The sequence below is a fragment of the Moorena sp. SIO3I6 genome (genome assembly GCF_010672095.1).
Genome location: NZ_JAAHHU010000474.1, coordinates 1 through 3,302 on the forward strand (window position 1 = coordinate 1; position 3,302 = coordinate 3,302).

Sequence of the window (3,302 nt, forward strand, 5' to 3'; positions counted from 1 at the left end):
TATTTTACGATTTTAGATGTTTTGGATTTAAATTGGTTATTCCCCGTTCCCTGTTCCCTGTTCCCTGTTCCCTGTTCCCTGTTCCCTGTTCCCTGTTACCTGTTCCCTGTTCCCTGTTCCCTGTTCCCTGTTCCCTGTTCCCTGTTCCCTGTTCCCTGTTCCCTGTTCCCTGTTCCCTGTTCCCTGTTCCCTGTTCCCTAAAATATTTAGTGATTACTCGAAAGAGAAAGCAGCGATCGCTAAACAACCCCATCCTAGGATCAACGCCGCACCACCTAATGGTGCGATCGCTCCTAGCCACTTGATCCCGGTTAAGCTCAGGGCGTACAAACTGCCTGAAAAAATGGCAATTCCAGCGATAAAAGCTGAGCCAGCTACGGTAAGGGGAGTTTGTGCTACTTCTGCGCGGCTCAACAACAAGGCTACTAACATTAGCGCTAGGGCATGGTACATTTGATACCGGGCACCTGTCTGAAAAATTTCCAATGCTCGTTCCGTAAGTTTTTCTTTCAAAGCGTGGCTAGCAAAGGCTCCAGCTGCTACTGATAATCCTCCTAAGATCGATGCGATCGCTAAAAAAATCCGAGTCATCAATTTTATTAGTCCTAAATCCTAAAGTGTAAAATTATAAAAGATTCTCCCTTCTTCAGTAACCTCAAAGGTAGCATCATACTCTCTAGCTTTTTGATCGAGATAGTCTTGAGCTACAGCTATAGGAAGTTTGGCTGTCATTGCTAATTTCAATACTGAAATTCTACCATTTTCGTCTTCAATCAAGCTATAAAATGTATACTGAAGGTGTTCGAGGACTTCTTTTTGCTCTTGTCGATACATTCCCCATGCTAACCATACTCCCCAAAAGGTAGCTGGGATACCTACTATCAAACTTCCCAGCGCATCAACTTTATCCTGCGACGTTGCTTCCCTTCGAGTTGATACTACAACAGGTACCATCAATAATAGAATACCAAAGGTCAGGACCAAACCAGCTGATATTTTTTTAAACCGTTTCATTATAATAGCAAACTTTTAACAAAGATGGTTTATTACCATGACCAGACAATTTCGATTAGGTGTAAGCTAAAGGCCTTTGGCAACGCTACTTGAGGTGCTATCAGCTAATCAGCTATCAGGTTTATTTTTAAACTGACCGCTGACGGCTGACCGCTGACTGCTTATTTTTTTTACTTACGAATAGCCTCCAATAAGCGAGAATAGTAAAAGCTAGTGCTAGTCATTTCTTGTCGCTGAATTGAAAACCCATTATTTTCTAAAATAGTAACAATATCTGCTTCTCGATGCTGATAGGCACGAGTGGTTTTACTTGGTCCTGGAAAAAACTCACCAATCTTTTTAAGTGCAGTAAGAAGCAACGTTTTCGGCGCAAAGCTAAGAATTAAACGAGACTCGGCCAAAGAGGCTAAGTGAGTTATCATTTCAGCCGCTTTATCCTGAGGATAATGAATCAAAACATCTAGACAAATTACGGTGTGGTAGCTACCACCTAACCCTTCCAAATCCTTGACCATAAACGAGAGATTGTCACTATTCCCTAAACTCTCCTTAGCCCTTACCTGCGCTTCTTCTACCATTTTGTGAGAAATATCACTCGCAAAAACTATAGCGCTAGATTTTGCGAGTGGAATACTTAGACTCCCAACACCACAGCCAGCATCACAAATCGACAAACTTGACAAATTTCCATCAGCCTCCAGCCAACTGATCACTTTATCCACAGTCTGCTGATGACCAATCCGGATATCTTGCTGTACCCGGTTAACCTCGCCATCACCATAAATCCGCCGCCAACGGTCAAAACCAGTGGCATTAAAATAATCCTTAACAATCGCCTTATCATTAACTGTATTCATATTTAATAACAAAAACTCTCCTGAGCTTGGTGTCTTTCCCGTATTTACGGTTCATCAAAAATCATCCCATGGATATTGACGACCTTCTCCAATCCTTTAAATACTTTGGCGTTGAGCTTGGCTTAGAACGCATACAGCAACTTCTATCGCGCTTAGGTAACCCCCACCAGAAGTTTCCAATCATTCACGTGGCTGGAACTAATGGTAAAGGCTCAGTTTGTGCCTACCTGTCTTCTATACTCACCAAAGCTGGCTACCGAGTCGGACGTTATACTTCTCCTCACCTGGTGGATTGGACAGAACGGATTTGCCTTAACCAAGAACCCATCTCCACCCATACCCTAGGCACAATTTTGGAGCAAGTTATCGCAGCAATTCCAAAAAACTGTTCCGATCCACCAACCCTATTTGAAGTGACTACTGCTGCTGCTTGGTTGTATTTTGCTCAGCAGCAGGTGGATGTGGCTGTAATAGAAGTGGGATTGGGAGGACGGCTGGATGCCACGAATGTATGCGATCGCGTTTTGGTTAGTATTATCACATCCCTGAGTTGGGAACATTGGCAGCGCCTTGGGCCGACCTTGGCTGATATTGCCAAGGAAAAGGCTGGAATCCTAAAGCCTGGGTGTCCTGCGGTCATTGGTCCCCTCCCGCCTGAAGCTAGGGCAGTGGTTGAATCAAGGGTGAATCAGTTGGGATGTCCAGTGGTGTGGGTAGACTCGGCAGTGGAGTTGCCAGAGGGTAAGACCCCAAGCACCGGAAAGCATCTCAGATGGGTGGAGTATGGGGGGGTCAGCTATAGTTTGCCCTTGTTGGGGGAGGTGCAGTTGGTTAATTCCGCGATTGCGATCGCAACGGTACAAGTTCTGCAACAGCAGGGTTGGGAGATTCCAGAAAATGCGATCGCATTGGGGATGGCCAAAACCACTTGGCTGGGACGTTTGCAGTGGACTAGCTGGGAGAATCACCATTTACTGATTGATGGAGCCCATAATCAAGCCTCTGCTCAGGCGTTGAGACAATATGTTGATACCCTAGGTAAATCCGTCAACTGGGTAATGGGTATACTCTCAACCAAAGATCATGCTGGTATTTTTAATGCCTTGCTCAGACCAGGGGATCGATTATCTCTAGTGCCAGTACCTGATCATAGTTCAGCTGAGCTAGACTACTTGGCTACTCTCGCGCAACAAATTTGTCCAACCTTAGCCGATTGTGCTACTTATCCAGAGTTAGTGACAGGACTCCGTGCTATTTTTAACAAAGCCGAACCTGACGAGAGGATTACTGTCCTTTGTGGCTCTCTGTACCTAGTTGGTCACTTTTTGCGAACACAAGCTTTTGTTAACAGTAATGGGTAATGGGTAATGGCTAATGCCTACAATAATCAATTTCACGATTAATCAAAAAATTGTCATGATTGTGAGATAG

The 3,302-nt window shown here is 44.6% G+C and carries 4 protein-coding genes and 1 pseudogene; 2 read left to right on the forward strand and 3 right to left on the reverse strand.

Features of this window, described 5'->3' with window-relative positions:
* A pseudogene (locus tag F6K49_RS38135) lies at nt 1-201 on the forward strand (hypothetical protein); the annotation flags it as partial.
* A 12-nt stretch (nt 202-213) separates the two neighbouring features.
* Here F6K49_RS38135 and F6K49_RS38140 read toward each other — a convergent pair.
* The 3 genes from F6K49_RS38140 to bchM all read right to left on the reverse strand — a co-directional run bounded on the left by F6K49_RS38140 (nt 214) and on the right by bchM (nt 1,871).
* Entirely contained in the window at nt 214-591 is a 378-nt protein-coding gene (locus F6K49_RS38140; RefSeq protein WP_293105463.1) for a DUF423 domain-containing protein, read from the reverse strand.
* 21 nt (nt 592-612) lie between these two features.
* Nucleotides 613-1,014, reverse strand: a complete 402-nt coding sequence (locus F6K49_RS38145; protein WP_293038986.1) for a hypothetical protein — start codon at nt 1,012-1,014, stop codon at nt 613-615.
* A gap of 170 nt (nt 1,015-1,184) precedes the next feature.
* Nucleotides 1,185-1,871, reverse strand: coding sequence for a magnesium protoporphyrin IX methyltransferase (gene bchM / locus F6K49_RS38150; protein ID WP_293067096.1), 687 nt, complete (start codon nt 1,869-1,871; stop codon nt 1,185-1,187).
* A gap of 68 nt (nt 1,872-1,939) precedes the next feature.
* Here bchM and F6K49_RS38155 point away from each other — a divergent pair, with 68 nt between their 5' ends.
* On the forward strand, nt 1,940-3,232 hold the full coding sequence (locus tag F6K49_RS38155) for a folylpolyglutamate synthase/dihydrofolate synthase family protein (RefSeq protein WP_293105467.1): 1,293 nt from the start codon (nt 1,940-1,942) through the stop codon (nt 3,230-3,232).
* The last annotated feature ends 70 nt before the right edge of the window (nt 3,233-3,302 follow it).